17 protein-coding genes and 1 pseudogene are annotated in these 17,364 nt (G+C 43.7%); 9 read left to right on the top strand and 9 right to left on the bottom strand.

The features are described from left to right. The first annotated feature begins 125 nt into the window (after window positions 1-125). A complete protein-coding gene (locus AB6F11_RS06015) occupies window positions 126-479 on the top strand; it encodes a hypothetical protein (protein ID WP_017070749.1) in 354 nt (117 codons plus the stop codon). Between the two features lie 128 nt (window positions 480-607). Further along, complete coding sequence (locus AB6F11_RS06010; protein WP_102393278.1) at window positions 608-2,494, top strand: BCCT family transporter; 1,887 nt, start codon at window positions 608-610, stop codon at window positions 2,492-2,494. A gap of 105 nt (window positions 2,495-2,599) precedes the next feature. Here the strand turns inward: AB6F11_RS06010 and AB6F11_RS06005 are convergent, their stop codons facing one another. Beyond that, on the bottom strand, window positions 2,600-3,037 hold the full coding sequence (locus AB6F11_RS06005; RefSeq protein ID WP_017059388.1) for a YcgN family cysteine cluster protein: 438 nt from the start codon (window positions 3,035-3,037) through the stop codon (window positions 2,600-2,602). A gap of 159 nt (window positions 3,038-3,196) precedes the next feature. Between AB6F11_RS06005 and AB6F11_RS06000 the strand changes: the two genes are divergently transcribed. Further along, the gene (locus AB6F11_RS06000) at window positions 3,197-3,445 is read left to right on the top strand and encodes a YkgJ family cysteine cluster protein (protein ID WP_017059389.1); all 249 of its coding nucleotides are present in this window, start codon (window positions 3,197-3,199) and stop codon (window positions 3,443-3,445) included. Window positions 3,446-3,465: 20 nt separating this feature from the next. Here the strand turns inward: AB6F11_RS06000 and AB6F11_RS05995 are convergent. Further along, window positions 3,466-3,807: pseudogene (locus AB6F11_RS05995) on the bottom strand (DDE-type integrase/transposase/recombinase); the annotation flags it as partial. 140 nt (window positions 3,808-3,947) lie between these two features. On the opposite strand from AB6F11_RS05995, the gene AB6F11_RS05990 reads away from it, so the two are divergent. The 5 genes from AB6F11_RS05990 to aqpZ all read left to right on the top strand — a co-directional run bounded on the left by AB6F11_RS05990 (window position 3,948) and on the right by aqpZ (window position 10,221). After that, window positions 3,948-4,913, top strand: a complete 966-nt coding sequence (locus AB6F11_RS05990) for a LacI family DNA-binding transcriptional regulator (protein ID WP_017070321.1) — start codon at window positions 3,948-3,950, stop codon at window positions 4,911-4,913. A 68-nt stretch (window positions 4,914-4,981) separates the two neighbouring features. Then, complete coding sequence (locus AB6F11_RS05985) at window positions 4,982-6,715, top strand: alpha-glucosidase (protein ID WP_102320046.1); 1,734 nt, start codon at window positions 4,982-4,984, stop codon at window positions 6,713-6,715. Window positions 6,716-6,774: 59 nt separating this feature from the next. Next, window positions 6,775-8,403 (top strand): PTS transporter subunit IIBC, encoded by a 1,629-nt coding sequence (locus AB6F11_RS05980; RefSeq protein ID WP_102393277.1) that lies wholly within the window; start codon window positions 6,775-6,777, stop codon window positions 8,401-8,403. A gap of 79 nt (window positions 8,404-8,482) precedes the next feature. Next, window positions 8,483-9,289, top strand: coding sequence for an endonuclease/exonuclease/phosphatase family protein (locus AB6F11_RS05975; RefSeq protein ID WP_019823193.1), 807 nt, complete (start codon window positions 8,483-8,485; stop codon window positions 9,287-9,289). 242 nt (window positions 9,290-9,531) lie between these two features. Further along, on the top strand, window positions 9,532-10,221 hold the full coding sequence (gene aqpZ, locus AB6F11_RS05970; protein ID WP_017070317.1) for an aquaporin Z: 690 nt from the start codon (window positions 9,532-9,534) through the stop codon (window positions 10,219-10,221). Between the two features lie 66 nt (window positions 10,222-10,287). On the opposite strand, the gene recR is transcribed toward aqpZ, so the two are convergent. From recR to AB6F11_RS05935, 7 genes are all read right to left on the bottom strand, one after another. Further along, window positions 10,288-10,887, bottom strand: a complete 600-nt coding sequence (gene recR, locus AB6F11_RS05965; RefSeq protein ID WP_019823189.1) for a recombination mediator RecR — start codon at window positions 10,885-10,887, stop codon at window positions 10,288-10,290. Window positions 10,888-10,964: 77 nt separating this feature from the next. Next, entirely contained in the window at window positions 10,965-11,294 is a 330-nt protein-coding gene (locus AB6F11_RS05960) for a YbaB/EbfC family nucleoid-associated protein (protein ID WP_017062338.1), read from the bottom strand. A gap of 153 nt (window positions 11,295-11,447) precedes the next feature. Next, window positions 11,448-13,664 carry a DNA polymerase III subunit gamma/tau gene (dnaX, locus tag AB6F11_RS05955; RefSeq protein WP_102393276.1) on the bottom strand — a complete coding sequence of 739 codons (2,217 nt, stop codon included), beginning with the start codon at window positions 13,662-13,664 and terminating at the stop codon, window positions 11,448-11,450. Window positions 13,665-13,682: 18 nt separating this feature from the next. Further along, window positions 13,683-14,228, bottom strand: a complete 546-nt coding sequence (gene apt / locus AB6F11_RS05950) for an adenine phosphoribosyltransferase (protein ID WP_102393275.1) — start codon at window positions 14,226-14,228, stop codon at window positions 13,683-13,685. Window positions 14,229-14,389: 161 nt separating this feature from the next. After that, window positions 14,390-14,761 carry a YbaN family protein gene (locus AB6F11_RS05945; RefSeq protein WP_029225617.1) on the bottom strand — a complete coding sequence of 124 codons (372 nt, stop codon included), beginning with the start codon at window positions 14,759-14,761 and terminating at the stop codon, window positions 14,390-14,392. Between the two features lie 74 nt (window positions 14,762-14,835). Continuing rightward, window positions 14,836-14,973: a hypothetical protein gene (locus AB6F11_RS05940; protein WP_017067606.1), complete on the bottom strand. Its 138-nt coding sequence runs from the start codon at window positions 14,971-14,973 to the stop codon at window positions 14,836-14,838. A gap of 148 nt (window positions 14,974-15,121) precedes the next feature. Then, complete coding sequence (locus AB6F11_RS05935; RefSeq protein ID WP_102332530.1) at window positions 15,122-16,225, bottom strand: response regulator; 1,104 nt, start codon at window positions 16,223-16,225, stop codon at window positions 15,122-15,124. 228 nt (window positions 16,226-16,453) lie between these two features. Here AB6F11_RS05935 and AB6F11_RS05930 point away from each other — a divergent pair, with 228 nt between their 5' ends. Then, window positions 16,454-17,329 carry a LysR family transcriptional regulator gene (locus tag AB6F11_RS05930; RefSeq protein WP_048660822.1) on the top strand — a complete coding sequence of 292 codons (876 nt, stop codon included), beginning with the start codon at window positions 16,454-16,456 and terminating at the stop codon, window positions 17,327-17,329. The last annotated feature ends 35 nt before the right edge of the window (window positions 17,330-17,364 follow it).

Genomic DNA, 17,364 nt, shown 5'->3' with positions numbered 1-17,364 from the left:
GACGATTTAACCAAGCAGACGAAAATGTAATGTGCGAATAAAAAAACATCACTATCGATGATTAATTGCACAAGTTTTTCACACCTCTGCCGATACTATATTTAAGGATAGGTAAGGAGAGCTATATGACGCCAGTAGGAACGAGTAATACTCAGCTGTATTCGCCTTCGCAGATGAACGCTAAGAGTTCAGCTAACGAAGCTGAAAAGCCTACACCGCTTAAGGTTGAGCAAAATACGGTTAAGCTTTCTGATGAAGGCAAAGCACTCTTATCTGCCCTAAAAGAAATTGATAAAGAAGCGAAGAAAGTCGAAGCAGAAAACGCGACAGTTACCGATAAAGTTGAGTCATTCGCTCATGGTGCCTTGGGTATGGATCACCCAGATAAGATTGAAGAAGAAGATGATGGTTCTTATTCAGCGGGGCAATACTTATCCGCAGCGGCAACCGTGGGTGGCATTCTACTTGCCTTAATCTAACTTTCCCCTCAGTTACTGTACCTTCCTCTCTGCATTAAAGAGATTTGTCGTCACGACAACAGACCAGATTTGGTCTAAAAAACGAGTTCATTCCATAATTCCGCTCTCATTTTAATGGAATAATACTCGTGAAAAACACTTTTGAGCTTATTGATAAGCCTACCTTCTTTGGTGCGATTGCACTCCTACTCACGATAGTTTTCCCGCTCATTTTGTTCCCAGCTCAGGGCGCAGACTGGATTGCGGTTGCGAAAACATTCATGACGGATCAACTAGGATTTCTATATCTTGCGCTAGGCCTCGCTGCCTGTGCATTTATGGTGTACGTAGTATTCAGTGATATGGGACAAATTAAACTGGGCGAAGCTGATGAAGAGCCTGAGTTTAAAACTGCATCATGGGCTGCCATGCTATTTTGTGGCGGTATCGGTGCAAGTATCTTGTATTGGGGCTGTATTGAGTGGGCTTACTACTACCAATCACCGCCTTTCCAACTAGAACCTGGCAGTGAAGAAGCTGTACGCTGGGCTGCGACCTACGGCCTATTCCACTGGGGACCAATCGCATGGTCTATCTACCTAATCCCGGCAATTCCTATCGCTTACTTCTTCTACGTACGTAAACAACCTGTTCTAAAGATTTCAAGCGCATTAATGCCTGTTCTTGGTGAACACCGTAGTAAAGGCGTACCAGGAAAGATCGTTGATATCCTATTCATTTTCGGTCTATTAGGCGGCGCTGCAACAACATTAGGTTTAGCCGCTCCTCTGATCACTGAAGGTCTAAATCACCTATTTGGTCTACCTAAAAATAACCTAACGCAAGTGATGGTGCTTTTAGTGTGTACTGCGATTTTTGCTTACTCATCTTATGCTGGATTGGAAAAAGGCATCAAGATCCTAAGTAACATCAACTTCTGGGGTGCGATGGGTCTACTGGCTTTCGTTCTGATCGCGGGTCCAACAATCTTCATGTTAGAAACAGGCTTAGACTCAATTGGTCGTCTACTGTCTAACTTCTTCGTGATGGCAACGTGGGCTGAACCATTTGGTGGTTACGGTACATTCGAAAACACTCACTTCCCACAAGACTGGACGATTTTCTACTGGGCATGGTGGCTAGTATTTGCACCGAGTATGGGTCTGTTTGTTGCGCGTATCTCTCGCGGCAGAACCATCAAACAAATGGTGTCAGGGTCGATCTTCTTTGGTTCTCTAGGTTGTTTCCTGTTCTTCATGATCTTAGGTAACTACGGCCTATCACTGCAGCTTTCTGGTGAGCTAGATGTCGTTGCCATTTTGAATGCGGAAGGCGCAACCAAAGCTATCTTCTCGATGCTTGCACAATTGCCAATGAACACGCTGGTTATCGCTGTATTTACAATGCTGTGTATCATTTTCACGGCAACAACATTTGACTCTATCTCATACATCCTAGCGTCTGTTGTACAAAACAACGTGACCGAAGAGCCAATGCGCTGGAACCGTATGTTCTGGGCATTTACTCTGTCGTTCTTACCAACGATTCTAATGTTCTTAGGCGGTCTAAGTACGCTACAAACGGCGGCGATTGTTGGTGGCTTACCACTGCTTGCTATCTCTGTGATGCTGATGATTTCAGCGGTTCGTGCGACTAACCTCGACCTACGCCATCAAGATGCGTATATCGAGCCAACGATCAACATCGAAGAACTGCCAGACATGGACCCTTGGTCTGCTGAAGGTATGGCGTTGGCTCAGTTTGAGAAAGAAAGAGATGCAGCACAAGAAGCCGCAGAACTTGAGCGTGTTGCTTACACAGAACTTGCCGCAGTGAAGAAAGAAATTCGCGCTTATGTGTTAGAACAAGGTTCACAAATGGAAACTCACGAGTTACCAGAGAACCTACAACAAGCACTTGAGCAGGCCGAGAGTAATCTTAGTGCCGCACAAGCGAAAAAGATCGAGTTATCTGAGCAAGCTCAGAATGCTCGTATCACGTTCAATCAGGTGGTTGCAGACTTACCGCTTGCTTGACATTAGCCATGACACAGTCCATTGATTTGGACCCTCCTAAATACGACAAAGGCTCACAGAAATGTGAGCCTTTTTTTATTCGGGTGATTGACTAGTCTTCGTTAACTAGCGGTTCGGGTGGTTCAAGATGTGATCTTCCCAATCGACAACATCGATTTCGTATACCACTTTGTTACGAACGCTTTCACCTGCTGCATGCATCTCTGTTTTTGATCCGGTGATCAATGGGTGCCACTCAGGGATCGGCTTAGATTCTGATAGAAGACGGTAAGCACAAGTGTCTGGTAGCCAGTGAAACTCATCGATCTTGTCACGAGTCAGCTTCAAACACTCTTCACCTGAAGTGAAGCGGTTCGGGTAATCTTTACACGAACATGTTTTGTCGTTTAACCAGCTACACGCCACATTGGTGTAGTAAACTTCATCGCTATCTTCATCCATTAGTTTATGTAGGCAGCACTTACCACAACCGTCGCAAAGTGATTCCCACTCATTCTCGGTCATCTGTTCTAGTGTCTTTTCTTGCCAAAATGGATTCGTCATAGGATTACTTCTTACTCTTTTACTGGGGTGCGTGTTATACCGCTAGCCCATAAAAAGTTCAAGGATAATAATTGTTCATTCTTTGATTCAATCAACAGCTGTCACTCTCATCATTTTTTGCTACTATCGCGCACCCTGTTATTTAGTGAGTTTAATTTGATGGAATGTCGCCTAGGTTGTGGAGCATGCTGTATCGCTCCAAGTATTACATCTGCTATTCCTGGAATGCCTAATGGTAAGCCTGCTGGGGTACGCTGCATCCAATTAAATGAGCAAGATCTCTGCAAATTATTTGGTCAACCTTCACGCCCGAAGGTATGTCACCAATTCAAAGCTTGCCCTGTCATTTGTGGTAAAACCGACCAAGAAGCCCTTGATAACCTGATCGAGTTAGAAGCTATTACCTAAGCGTATTAGCCCTTTTCTATATCCCAGCAATTTCTTTTCCTACTCATACTTTGCTTTAGGTTATAGGTGCTTATGAGGCCTCAATAGTCTTTCAAACAATACTGACTACCTCGCTATGAGTAATAACCGTTTCAGGAAACTCTCGGCGAAATAAAGCCATCGATAAGACATCACAGATCAATGAGGCCTTTATTCTCGTACCCATAAACCAACCAATAACTTGCCTTGAATAAAGGTCAATAATGGCAACTAATTATAGCCAATATTTGTTTGTAGCTACGTCGGTGATATCTCCTGCCCATTTTTAAATTAGCAGTCGTTGCACTGAAGACCTGAGCGAGCAAGGCCGTAACTACGGGTATTCAGTTCAGGTCAAGAAGTGGACAATATCTTATAAACTTGAAGTACTATGTGTATATCATCAGGTAGCGTTTTTATTTACTTTGTTGTCAGCCAATATATTGGATAATATGGCAATAATACATTATGGAAGGAAAATGTGATGAGTAAAAAAATGACCATGGCGGAGATTTCAAGACAGCTTGGAATTTCAACAATGACCGTGTCACGTTACTTTAATGACGGTTATGTCTCGGCTGAAAATCGCCTTAAAATTGATGCTATCGTCAAAGAAAATCATTATACCCCTAATATATTTGCTCGTTCCATTCGTAGCCAATCTAATATTATTGGTTTCGTTGCTCCTCGCATTGAGTCATATACAACCAGTTTAGTAATCAAAGGGGCACTGGCGGCTGCCAATGAATCACAAGTACGAATGCTTTTTCATGCCTCAGGGTTTAACCATGAGTCAGAATGCCAAGCTGTGAGAGAGTTTAATGGCTTAAATGCATTGGGCACTATTATTATTGCTTCAAAGCACAGTGTCGAAGAGACGTTTTATCAAACCTTAGACAATGTGTTATTTATTGGTAAAAACACCCCCCACCATTGCTGTTTATATTACCCCGACCATGCTGCAATTAAAGCACTCGTTTCCCAAACCATCACTCAGTTAAAACAACAGCAGGCACCGCTGGCAGCCGTACATTATATTTATGATGAGCGTATGCTTTCTAGCCGTACTAAGTTGATGCAAGCCACCATTACTGACACCGTCCCTGAGTTGAATTTTTCACTACAAGCTCTAGCCAACTCGGAGGACAAAGCCGGCTACCAAGCAATTCAATTACAGCCTAATCATGTCTACTTTTGTGCCACCGATAATATTGCTATTCGTTTATATCGTCGCGCCAAAGAACAGCAACTCAAGATTGGTCATAACTTATGGATTGTAGGCATGGGTGACTATGACTACAGCGATTTGTTAGTCCCAAGCCTGACTACTGTCGCTTTTAACTACTATCAAGTGGGCTACCAAGCTGTCAAAAAATTGCTCAAGCGCGATTTCAGTTCCGTTGAAGGCACATTCGACATAAGAATGAGAGAAAGTTCACAGTTTCTCTGAAATTGTATTGAGTCCAAATAGGTTCCATTTAACACTATGTGTTAACGATAACACACATAGTATAACCGATGACACTCGCTAATAATCTACACTCAAAACCACTCGCGTGGTGGAAGAAAGCAACTGCCTACCAAATTTATCCCCGTAGTTTTTATGATACAAACCAGGACGGTATTGGTGACATCAATGGGATCATTGCTAAGCTAGATTATCTTGCTGATTTGGGCATTGATTTAATATGGATCTGCCCATTCTACGCATCACCGAATGATGATAACGGTTACGATATCAGTGACTATCAAGCGATTCATCCTGACTTTGGAACCCTTGAGGATGTGGATAAATTAATCACTGCTGCTCATGAACGTGGCATTCGCATTATTATGGATTTAGTGATAAACCACACTAGCGATGAGCATCCATGGTTCATCGAATCGCGAGATAACAAAGATAGCCCTAAGCGTGATTGGTATATTTGGCGTGATGGTTGTGAGCCTACAGCTGAAAAGCCGACTTGCGAACCAAATAACTGGGAAAGTATTTTTCATGGTAGTGCATGGGAATATGATGACAAAACTGCACAATATTATTTGCACCTATTTTCTAAAAAACAGCCAGATCTTAATTGGGAAAACCCTGAAGTTAAACAAGCACTATTTAAAATGATTCATTGGTGGTTGGAACGAGGTATTGATGGTTTCCGTGTCGATGCAATTAGCCATATTCAAAAACAAGCTGGTTTACCCTCTTTACCCAATCCAAAGGGTGAAAACTATGTCTCTTCATTCGATTATCATATGAATGTGGCAGGGATTGAAAAACATCTGTATGAGTTAAAAGAGCAGGCGTTTTCGCCTTTTGATATCGTGACCGTTGGTGAGGCCAATGGGGTGACGGCCGACAACGCATTGCCTTGGGTTGCTGAAGCGACCGAGCACGATCAAGGTGGTGTTTTTAACATGATTTTTCAGTTTGAACACATGAAGCTATGGTCGGAAGAACAAAGCAACGAGAATTTCGATCTCGTGGCATTCAAACGCATTTTATCGCGTTGGCAAGATGCCTTAGAAGGTAAAGGCTGGAATGCGCTTTATTTAGAAAACCACGATCAAGCTCGTAGTATTGATACTTTTGCCGATCCTAACTCTAGGTATGCCAGTGCTACCGCGTTAGCGAGTTGTTATTTCTTGATGAAAGGAACTCCATTTATTTATCAGGGCCAAGAGATTGGTATGGTAAATCATCAGTTTACTTCTCTTGACGAATTTAACGATGTGTCTGCGAGAAATTTAATTCAAAAGCTATCGCAACAAGGTCAGAGCGATGCCGATATCTTAGCCTTGTTAAATCAAGTATCCCGCGACCACAGTCGCTTGCCAATGCAATGGAATGACCAGGATTTTGCCGGTTTTTCTGAGGTGCAACCTTGGTTCTCGGTGAATCAACAGTATGCAGATATCAATGTTGAGCAACAACAGCAAGATCCAAATTCGATCTTAGGTTTCTATAAGCAGTTGATTGCTTTGCGTAAGTCACATGAAAGCTTAGTGGTTGGCCGTTATCAATTACTGCTAGCTAACGATCCTAATATCTATGTTTATCAACGTGTTGCTCAAGATATGACATGGACCATTATTACCAATTTAAGTCCACAAGAGAGCGTTGTTGATATCGACTGCACCCAATTAGGCGAGTTAATGCTTGATAATCAGAATATTAACAATGAACACGTTCGCTCAGATTTTATAACAACGCAAATAGCCCCCGCTTATGCCGCGTATATATTTGCAAGAAAGCACTAAATTATATTTATGGCTAGGCGCTGATAACGTTAGCCTGTATTTAAATCAAGGAACTATTTATGAGTAAGTTACTATCGTTTGATTTTTGGCAACGATTTGGGAAGTCCCTTATCGTTGTTATCGCGGTGATGCCTGCCGCTGGTATCATGATATCACTAGGTAAAGTGGTCGCAATGTATGCGGGTGGGTTTGGTGCCATTGAAACACTAGGCGCTATAATGGAAAACATAGGTTGGGGGATCATTGTTAACCTTCACCTATTATTTGCGGTCGCGATTGGTGGCTCGTGGGCAAAAGAGCGTGCAGGTGGCGCATTTGCCGCGCTAATTGCCTTCATCTTAATCAACCGTATCACTGGGGTTATATTGGGCGTGGATAACGCTATGCTCAGTGACCCAGAAGCGGTTGTGATGAGCCTATTTGGTTCTGAGTTACCTGTCTCTCAATTCTTCACGAATATTTTGGGTGCTCCTGCCCTAAATATGGGTGTGTTTATCGGTATTATGTCTGGCTATTTAGGTGCCAACTTATTTAACCGCTATCATGACTTCGCTCGCTTACCTCAGGCATTAGCATTTTTCAACGGTAAGCGTTTTGTACCTTTTGTTGTTATTTTCTATTCGCTGATTATTGCGTTTGGTTTATCTGTAATATGGCCTTTAATTCAAGGTACGCTTAATGATTTTGGTCAATGGATTGCTACCTCTAAAGACACTGCGCCGATCACTGCTCCTTTCTTGTATGGTACGTTAGAGCGTTTATTACTGCCATTTGGTTTACACCACACTTTAACTATTCCAATGAATTACACCGAGTTGGGTGGTACTTATGAGCTTTTGACTGGGATGAATGCGGGCTCAAGTGTTTATGGTCAAGATCCATTATGGCTTGCTTGGGTCAGCGATTTAAATAATCTTAAATTAAGCGATCCGACAACTTACCAACACCTGTTAGATACGGTGCACCCAGCACGCTTTAAAGCAGGCCAAGTTATTATCGCAGCCTCTTCATTGATTGGTATTGGACTTGCGATGTATCACTGTGTTGATAGTGATAAGCGCGCACAATATAAGCCAATGTTCTTATCTGCCTGTCTTGCTGTGTTATTAACCGGTGTGACTGAGCCTATTGAATTCATGTTTATGTTTATCGCTCCCGTTTTGTATGTTGCACATGCTGTGTTAACAGGAGTTGCATTTGCGTTGGTCGATGTGATGGACCTACGTGTACATGCCTTTGGTTTGATTGAGTTACTCACTCGTATACCTATGATGGTTTCAGCGGGCATCGGTGGTGATCTGGTTCGCTTTGCATTAGTTTCTATTGTTTTCTTTGTGGTTAACTATGGATTGTTCCGCTTCCTAATCGTGAAATTGAAGTTACCAACACCGGGTCGTATGGGTAACTACCTGGATGAAAGCTCAGAATCGATGTCAGAAGATGAGAAGATGAACATTATTATTCAGAATTTAGGTGGCCGTGCCAATATTGCTGAGATTGATGCTTGTATGACTCGCTTGCGTATTACAGTTAATGATCCAAAGTTGGTTGCTGAATATGCGTCATGGAAGCCGACAGGGGCTCTTGGTGCTGTGATTAAAGAACAGGGTGTACAAGTTATTTATGGCCCTGGGGTGGATGTTATTAAATCTAAGTTAATAGAGAAATATTCAGCACAACCTGCGTAATTCTTTTTAGATCAAATAACCTCGAGAAACGCAGCCGTGCGCTGCGTTTTATCTCACTAGAATAAATAAGTGAATAATAATGAAGTTAATGACACTAAATACCCACAGTTGGCAAGAAGAAAAACAGCTAGAAAAGTTAGATGTGGTCGCGCAAGCCATTATCGAGCAAGGGTGCGATGTGGTTGCATTACAGGAAGTGAATCAACATCAAGATAGCCCGGCCGTTGATGCCAATATATTAACCAATCACACTGTGTTGGCGAATAACTATGGTTATTTATTACAGAAAAAACTCATGGAATACGGTCATCACTACCAACTTACGTGGGATTTCGTTCATCAAAGTTATGAAGTATATCAAGAGGGGCTCTCATTTTTAACGCGACTACCGATTGTCGAACATGAGGTCATTGATTTAAGTGATAACTATGATGTGAGCTTTTGGAAACATCGGCGAGCAGTGCGTATTAAAGTGACCTCTCAACAGGGTGATTTTAATCTTTATAATTGTCATTGTGGCTGGTGGAATGACTCAGAGAACTCATTTGAGGATCAGTTCGACCGAATCAAGGCAACTTTACCAACAGAGTTGAGCTTTCTATTAGGCGATTTCAACAACCCAAGCCATATACGTAATGAAGGCTATGATTACGTATTACAACGCGGTTTGATGGATTGTTATGAAGTTGCTGAAATCAAAGATGATGGAACCACTGTCATTAAAAACATTGATGGTTGGGAGCAAAATAGCCAAGCGTTACGCATTGATTTAGTACTTAGTAATCAGCCTGTAGTGGTAAAGCAGCATAAGGTGATTTTTAATCACGATTTTTATCCGGTTGTATCAGATCACTTTGGGGTGTTGGTAGAAGTAGAACTTACTTAATTTTTATCAACTCATCGTAGTTTAAATAAAAAGAATACTGACACAAATACGGCTAATTATCAGGTCACTCTTACTTGCTAAAATAGCGATAGAATACGACTGACCTTAACGATCTTTAGTGCGAGTTCGAAGTGATTACATAAGATTCTCTGTTCTTTCTTTCAACTATATACACAAGATTTCACACTTCTGCGAAATCTAAACTATCTTATTGATACTGGTAAAGATTAATAAGGATAGTTATGAATAAGTATATCGCAGAAATGTTCGGTACGTTTTGGTTGGTGTTAGGCGGTTGTGGTAGTGCCGTCTTAGCCGCGGCTTTCCCTGATGTGGGAATTGGTCTACTCGGAGTTTCCCTTGCCTTTGGTTTAACCGTACTCACTATGGCTTTCGCTATTGGTCATATATCCGGTTGCCACCTCAACCCTGCTGTCACCATCGGTCTATGGAGTGGTGGTCGCTTTGATGGCAAGGATGTTGCGCCTTATATTATTGCCCAAGTGATTGGCGGTATTATCGCGGGCGGCGTGCTATTTGTGATTGCTTCAGGCCAAGCTGGCTTTGATGCAGCTGCCTCTGGCTTTGCTTCCAATGGTTATGGTGAACACTCACCGGGCGGTTACTCGCTCACTGCGGCTCTCGTTTGTGAAGTAGTCATGACCATGGTTTTCCTATTCGTGATTATGGGCGCGACTGATTCGAAAGCACCGGCTGGATTTGCACCTATCGCGATTGGTCTCTGTTTGACCTTGATTCACCTTATCAGTATTCCTGTAACCAACACCTCTGTGAACCCTGCTCGAAGTACCGGCGTGGCTGTATTTGTCGGTGATTGGGCCGTTTCGCAATTGTGGCTATTCTGGGTTGCACCGATTATTGGTGCCGTGATTGGCGCGATGATATACAAAGCGGTAAGAGGTTCAGATTAAGCGCTGAAAAACGTCTAAAGCAATAAAAGAAAAAGCCGCTTAGTGATGCTTCACCAAGCGGCTTTTTTAGATCTTATGACGACCGAGTAAGGAGTGCGAAAGCGTGGTGCCATCCACCAGCTCTAGCTCACCACCAACGGGAACACCATGAGCGATACGGCTAGCGTTCACTTCATGGGCATTACATAGCTCAGCAATGTAGTGCGCTGTCGCTTCCCCTTCAACTGTTGGGTTAGTCGCTAGGATTACTTCAGAGATATCACCACGACGCAGGCGGTAGTCCAAAACATCGAGACCGATGTCACTTGGACCAATACCATCAAGTGGTGAAAGGTGGCCCATCAATACAAAGTAACGGCCTGAATATTGTCCTGTCGCTTCTATTGCTGCAATGTCTGCTGGGCTCTCTACTACACAGATTTGACCATTTTCCTGACGTTTAGGATTGGTACAAATGTGGCAAGTATCTTCTTCAGTAAAAGTACGGCACTCATTACAGTGACCAATTTCGGTCATTGCTTGGCTAAGAGCTTCAGCCAACTGTAGGCCGCCTTTTCTATCGCGCTGTAACAAATGAAAGGCCATACGCTGCGCCGACTTGGGACCAACCCCAGGTAGACAACGTAAGGCCTCCATCAAATGCTCCAGCATATGACTGGTACGCATATTTAACCGTTCTAATTTTCAAGTAACGATTTACTCAAGATAAACCGCAGCCTGAATAAACCTTTAGAAATAGTTTCTTAGAAAGGCATCTTCATACCTGGTGGAAGTTGCATTCCGCCAGTTACGCTAGCCATTTTCTCTTTTTGAGTTTCTTCAACGCGACGAGCCGCATCGTTGAAAGCAGCAGCGATAAGATCTTCAAGCATCTCTTTATCGTCTTCCATTAGGCTTTCATCGATATCAACACGGCGAACGCTGTGGCTACCAGTGATCGTTACTTTTACAAGGCCAGCACCTGACTCACCTGTAACTTCCATATTTGCGATTTCTTCTTGAAGCTTTTGCATGCGCTCTTGCATTTGCTGGGCTTGCTTCATCATGTTGCCCATACCGCCTTTACCAAACATGTTAATACTCTCTGGTCTAATTGGTTTATTAAAAATTAATTAAGCTATACGAGCTTAAATGGGGGTTAAAACAGTGTGATTCAACCCCTCGATGTTCAGTTCTCAGATTTGCTTATCTGGGATGATATGCCGGTCACTAAACAAGAAAACGTTCTAGATAGGACGAACGCTGTCTCTGTCGAGTTCAGCGGCAAAACGTCTTTCAATGAACTGTACGTTGGCATCGTTTTCTAAAGCGGTAAACGCGTCTTTCAACTTACCTTGATACAGTCGTTCTCGTAATTCTAGCGGCGTTTCTCCACCATCACCGATTTCAACACTCAAATGACACTCTTCTCCAAGCACAGTATTGAGAGACTGCAATAGCTCACTCTGCGCACGGTCGGTATTCAAATGAGCTTGGCTCGCTCTTAACGTTAAAGTGATTGATGTGTCGTTTTTAGCAAACACTGAGTTCAATGCTAACTGTTCAACAAGCTTGGCTGTCTCTAGCTTTTGAATCGTGGCTGACCATTCATCTTGAGCAATCGACTCTTGAAGCAATTTATCGACCATTTCTGGTGTCTTAATATGCTCCAACGCACGCTTGATCTGAGTAGGTGTAAGCTCTTTGCTCACCTCTTTCACTACAGGTTTAGACGGTTTCCAGCGATAAGGTTCATTATCGTTGGTCACATTTTCTGTCGAAGAGGATGATAAAGAAGCTGGCGACACCCGCTCAGAACCACCGTGTTGCTGAGCAACTCGATCAAGAACTGAAGTTTTAGCTGGTGTCGCTTTAGCCTTTTTTGGCGCCGAGCCTTTGTTTTCTGTTGCCGCGCTGCCTCTACGTTGAGAACGTAATTGGTGGCGTAAACCACTCACAGGCGAAGTTGCACGCGCCGGCTGCTCTTGCGGAGCAGAAGGTGCAACGCTTGGCTGTTGAACCGGGCTCTGGTTTTGATAATTCGTTTGTTGCTGCTGAGGCTGCTCTGCACCGTAGCTTGGACGCTCATCATAAGCAGGAGGCGCGTCATACTGGCTATGCGGGTAATCCTGCTCAGGATAACCTTGGTTGCCTGAATGTTCAGCGTAACCTTGCGAATCTGAATACTGTGCTGGATTCTGCTGCACGGGTGGCTGCTGCATAGCTTGCTGTTGAGGCGCCTGTTGTTGCATCTTAGGCTGTCTCGGAGCTGCCATTGGCGCAGGTTGACTCACTGACTGAGCAACGTTCTGAGCTTGAGCTGCTGGAACTGGCGCTGGGCTTGCCGACTGAGTCGAGATTGCCGTAGCAACCGCTTGTTCAGCTGGTCTAAATGCCAACATGCGTAAAACCACCATCTCAATACCAACGCGAGCGGTTGGCGACAATGGTAAGTCTTCACGACCTTTCAACACGATCTGGTAGTAGAGTTGAATGTCTTGTGGGCTAAGCGCTTTGCTCAGTAGTTCAAGCTTCTCAGCGTCAGGCTGTGCCTTATCTAGTGTAGATGGCAAAGCTTGGAACATCGCAAGACGATGCAGTTGAGTCGCAAGCTGATTCAGCAAACCATCCCACTCGACACCGTTCTCAGCAAGGCTTTGGATACACGCCGTCGCTTGCTGTGGCTGCTTACTGCTAATCGCTTCAAGCAAGTGGATAGCTTGGTCGGTATCCAGTGTTCCTAGCATGTGAGCAACAGTATCTGTTACGACATTGCCGTTACCTAATGCGATAGCTTGGTCTGTAAGGCTTAGTGCATCACGCATACTGCCATCAGCAGCATGAGCAATCATTCCAAGCGCACGAGACTCAGACGTCACATCTTCTTGTTCAAGAATATGATCGAGCTGCTCGTGAATATTATCAACGCTGATCGGCTTAAGGTGGAACTGCAAACAACGCGACAAGATAGTCACTGGAAGCTTCTGTGGATCCGTTGTTGCGAGCAAGAATTTCACATACTCAGGCGGCTCTTCTAAGGTCTTTAGAAGCGCATTAAAGCTGTGCCTAGAAAGCATGTGGACTTCATCGATTAGGTAAACCTTGAAGCGACCACGTGCAGGCTTGTACTGAACATTGTCCAGAAGCTCGCGGGTATCTTCTACCTTAGTTCGTGATGCCGCATCGATCTCGAGCAGGTCAACAAAGCGACCTTCATCGATTTCTTTACAGGTTGCACATTCACCACAAGGTGTTGAGGTAATGCCTGTTTCACAGTTGAGTCCCTTAGCAAACAAACGACCGATGGTTGTTTTACCAACACCTCGTGTACCGCTGAACAGGTATGCGTGGTGCAACCTATTCTGGCTAAGGGCATTCTCTAATGCTGTTAAAACATGGGCTTGACCAACCACTTCTTTGAATTTGGTTGGTCGCCATTTTCGCGCTAACGCAAGATAGCTCATGAATAATTCCGAAAAGGATTAATGACCGTCGAATTCGCAGATGCTAAACACTTCTAGACCTAAGCCTTGTAAGCGCTTGTCACCACCGATTTCTGGAAGGTTAATAACAAATGCAGCGTGTTCTACCACACCACCAAGCTGACGAATCAACTTTGTTGTTGCTTCAATCGTACCGCCCGTTGCTAGCAAATCATCAACCATCAACACTTTATCGCCTTCAACGATAGCATCAGTATGGATTTCTAGAGTGTCGGTGCCGTACTCAAGCTCATAAGATTGTGCCACAGTTTGACGAGGCAGCTTGCCCGGCTTACGAACAGGAATGAAGCCAACACCTAGCTCAAGTGCCAAAGGCGCACCAAATAGGAAACCACGAGCTTCAGTACCAACGATCTTAGTAAAGCCCATGTCCTTGTATGTTGCCGCTAGCAGGTCGATAGTCGCTTTGTAAGCTACTGGATCTTCCATCAAGCTTGTTACGTCACGGAACAAAATACCCGCTTTAGGGTAATCAGGAATGCTTTTGATGCTTGCTTTGATCAGAGAGATTTTTTCTGTGTTCATAATCTTATGCACTTCATTAGGCCGCTTTCCAAACTCTCGTTAACGAATCAAACATCAACGCTCGGAATTAAGGAAAGGTACGATTGGTATTCATTGCAACGAGAGTCATAACTCTGATTGCTGAAATAATAAACGCCCGCTATACAAGCAGGCACACTGGCTTAATGGTAGTGATTTTCTTTGCTGTCAGCAACCAACTCATGGGTTGGAAGTCGCATAAACCATGTGAGAAGAATAACAAGTACACAAATTAGGAAAGCCTTGACCCAAATGATAGGGGCAAAGTAGATGGATAACGCAAAACTCAACAAGATAAAGAATACGCCACGCGTTTTAACTTGTTTGGTGACGGCACCGTGTTGATACCAATTGTTCAGCAAAGGACCCAGCGTTTTGTGCTCATGCATCCATTTATGAACTTTCGGATTGCTTCGCATGAAGCATGCGCTGGCAAGAAGGAGAAAAGGAGTGGTTGGCAGAACGGGCAAAACTATCCCTAGAACTGCGAGAAATATACAAAGGCCACCAGCAATATTGAGGCTTAAAACTCGAACGCTAATTGTGGCCTCCTTGAGTTAGCTATCACCAATCGGCGACGACAGCTTAACTAGAATGTTGCGTAACCATTGAATACACGGATCAACGTAAGTGTTGCTGGTAGCAATGGAATCATTAAAAATGCGGCTAAAAATCCTAAAAAGTAGAATACATTAAACGGGTCTTGAAAGTCTTTGTTATCTGCCATGATTGCTTCTTGTTTTTGTTAGTGAAGGTAAGTATCCGGCGAACCAAACCCGCTTTGCTAAATCGACATTTAACAAAAAAGGCATAGCCACACCATTTGCGCAACTATACCTTAATCAATTATTCACAAAAACCGAGGAAATATAGGGTTAATCAGTAGACCCTTGGTGTATGTCTAAACTAAAACTTGCCGCTCCAAGTAGGCTCAACGACAGTTGGCAGCCCTGTTCGATCGGAAGGTCCCGCGTAATAAAGTTCTTCTTGCAGTTCTCACCCAAGCGCTCACCTGCTGCAATATATTGATTCAATTCACCATTCGACCATTGCCCGTCTAGACCCGCAGGCAAAATGGAGATGGTTCCCTCGGCAAGGTCAGCAACACCAAACAAGGCATTCACTGGGGTGGAGCATTTAGAGCAACGAATCCCCTTCTCTAAGATTTCAGCAATATCTTTGAGATCAACATTAAAATCTTTTCTGTTTCTTATGTAATCGTGGAACAGCGCTCTCACTAACAATGTTGTCGCGGAGCCGCCATTATCAGACGACGATGAATCAACGAGGTAAAAAGCAAACTGCCCGTTCATCATCCACGCATAGTCAAACACAAGTGGCATCATCTCTGTTGATTGCAGTAACCGGTAACTGCAACGCCATGAGCCTTGTCGCGTATCTTTCTCTGGAAGCAGCGCATGCAGTAAGTCTTTTGCTGCGCTTGGGTTATCTTGAAGGTAATTCAGGTGCCAATGCAGTTCTTGGTCTTCAGGGATCTCTCCCCCATCATCCACACAGAACCATTGGCTCGAAAAATCTCGTTGGTCTGAAATGTTATCGAACGAATCTGTCAATGTATTCGCAATCGCACTTCCTAGGTGACGGTGATCCTCTAACGGCTTCGCCAAGAAGTCTTTAATACCAAATCGCAAGGCTTTCGCCACGTCAGACATATCATCAGTGCCAGACACAACGATCATAGGCAGTGACGGGTACTCTAAACTGAGCTCTTCCACAAGCTCTATGCCATCAAGTATTGGCATTGATAAGTCACACACAATTAAATCTGGCGCTGAGTCTCTAAGTTTCTGCAAAGCGTCCAGTCCATTTTCAGCCTCAACCACTTTATAACCGACCTTGTCTAGGTACGCGCTGGTTATACGGCGAAAAATAGGATCATCATCAACCAACATCACGCATTTTTGGTTAATTACTTCCTGAGCCGAGGTCATTACTGGCTGACTGTGAGTTTTGTACATAATCTATAACCTCACAAAACTAAGTCGAATTATTATTGTTATCTGTTCTAAGAACTAATATAAAACTTAGTAATAAAATGCTAAATACACAAATTTGCACTCTTTACTGGTAATTCGTGACGAGGGTTGGAATACTTGTAAATAGTGCAACGAGTTGACGTAACGCAAACATTGATCTCACTGTTACGTATAAATTAGATGAGATTGTAAACAAATGTGTCTGGATTTATGAAATTAGATGATTTAAACCTCTTTCGACTCGTCGTTGAAAATGGGAGCTACACCGCAACATCGCGCAAGACTATGATTCCGGTTGCGACCATCACACGACGCATCCAAGCCTTAGAAGATTCTTTGAACCTTAGGCTTCTCAATAGACACGCGCGTAAACTTTCTTTAACAGAGGCAGGCGAACGTTTCTACAATGAATGCTCTCCGTTATTGCAGCGTCTCTCTTCTACTGCTGAAGAGTTAACTGACGTGTGCAAAGGAGCTTCCGGTAAGATTCGTATTACGGCACCTTCCAACCTGACCAAGCGCATGATGATGCCAATGTTCAGCGATTTCATGACTCAATACCCTGATATCAATATTGAGCTGATGATGAACAACCAAGCGGATCAGCTGGACCCAACTGAGTGGGACGTGATTTTCCGTGTCGGCCCACAACGTGATTCAAGCCTAATCGCTCGAAAAATCAGTGAAGTAAAAGATATTCTTATCGCGAGCCCTGAGTATTTAGCGAAGAACCCAGCACCAAGCCATGCTGAAGAGCTAGCGAACCATTCGCTACTCAAAGGCTACCCGCTGATTAAGTGGCAGCTGAGTAATTCGAATGAAGAGACGGTGGTGAATAGCGAGAAAGGCCGTTTCAATGCGAATGCGCTTAATGTCGTGAGACAAGCCTGTTCAGAAGGCCTAGGTATCACCCTAATGCCTGACGTGATGATCCGTGAATACATTGAAGATGGCAGCTTAGTCCAAGTCTTAGAAGACTGGAGCGCTAACCCTCGTGATATTTACATGCTTTATAACCACAAAGACCATCTACCAGAGAAAGTTAGATTGTTTATTGATTTTGTGATCGCGTACCACATTCATTAAGGTAAATCCCCTTCTCCGTAAACAAAAAAACCAGA

The organism is Vibrio sp. 10N.247.311.14 (genome assembly GCF_041467715.1).
Taxonomy (GTDB): domain Bacteria; phylum Pseudomonadota; class Gammaproteobacteria; order Enterobacterales; family Vibrionaceae; genus Vibrio; species Vibrio crassostreae_C.
This window is presented reverse-complemented; position numbering and strand designations above follow the sequence as displayed.

What these genes read in the sequence shown, in the direction of transcription:
- AB6F11_RS05985 (WP_102320046.1), top strand. Translation starts at nt 4,982, where the DNA reads ATGACACTCGCTAATAATCTACACTCAAAACCACTCGCGTGGTGGAAG.
- AB6F11_RS05980 (WP_102393277.1), top strand. Translation starts at nt 6,775, where the DNA reads ATGAGTAAGTTACTATCGTTTGATTTTTGGCAACGATTTGGGAAGTCC.
- AB6F11_RS05960 (WP_017062338.1), bottom strand. Translation starts at nt 11,294, where the DNA reads ATGTTTGGTAAAGGCGGTATGGGCAACATGATGAAGCAAGCCCAGCAA.
- dnaX (WP_102393276.1), bottom strand. Translation starts at nt 13,664, where the DNA reads ATGAGCTATCTTGCGTTAGCGCGAAAATGGCGACCAACCAAATTCAAA.
- AB6F11_RS06000 (WP_017059389.1), top strand. Translation starts at nt 3,197, where the DNA reads ATGGAATGTCGCCTAGGTTGTGGAGCATGCTGTATCGCTCCAAGTATT.
- AB6F11_RS05935 (WP_102332530.1), bottom strand. Translation starts at nt 16,225, where the DNA reads ATGTACAAAACTCACAGTCAGCCAGTAATGACCTCGGCTCAGGAAGTA.
- apt (WP_102393275.1), bottom strand. Translation starts at nt 14,228, where the DNA reads ATGAACACAGAAAAAATCTCTCTGATCAAAGCAAGCATCAAAAGCATT.
- AB6F11_RS06015 (WP_017070749.1), top strand. Translation starts at nt 126, where the DNA reads ATGACGCCAGTAGGAACGAGTAATACTCAGCTGTATTCGCCTTCGCAG.
- AB6F11_RS05930 (WP_048660822.1), top strand. Translation starts at nt 16,454, where the DNA reads ATGAAATTAGATGATTTAAACCTCTTTCGACTCGTCGTTGAAAATGGG.
- AB6F11_RS05990 (WP_017070321.1), top strand. Translation starts at nt 3,948, where the DNA reads ATGAGTAAAAAAATGACCATGGCGGAGATTTCAAGACAGCTTGGAATT.
- AB6F11_RS06005 (WP_017059388.1), bottom strand. Translation starts at nt 3,037, where the DNA reads ATGACGAATCCATTTTGGCAAGAAAAGACACTAGAACAGATGACCGAG.
- aqpZ (WP_017070317.1), top strand. Translation starts at nt 9,532, where the DNA reads ATGAATAAGTATATCGCAGAAATGTTCGGTACGTTTTGGTTGGTGTTA.
- AB6F11_RS05975 (WP_019823193.1), top strand. Translation starts at nt 8,483, where the DNA reads ATGAAGTTAATGACACTAAATACCCACAGTTGGCAAGAAGAAAAACAG.
- recR (WP_019823189.1), bottom strand. Translation starts at nt 10,887, where the DNA reads ATGCGTACCAGTCATATGCTGGAGCATTTGATGGAGGCCTTACGTTGT.
- AB6F11_RS05940 (WP_017067606.1), bottom strand. Translation starts at nt 14,973, where the DNA reads ATGGCAGATAACAAAGACTTTCAAGACCCGTTTAATGTATTCTACTTT.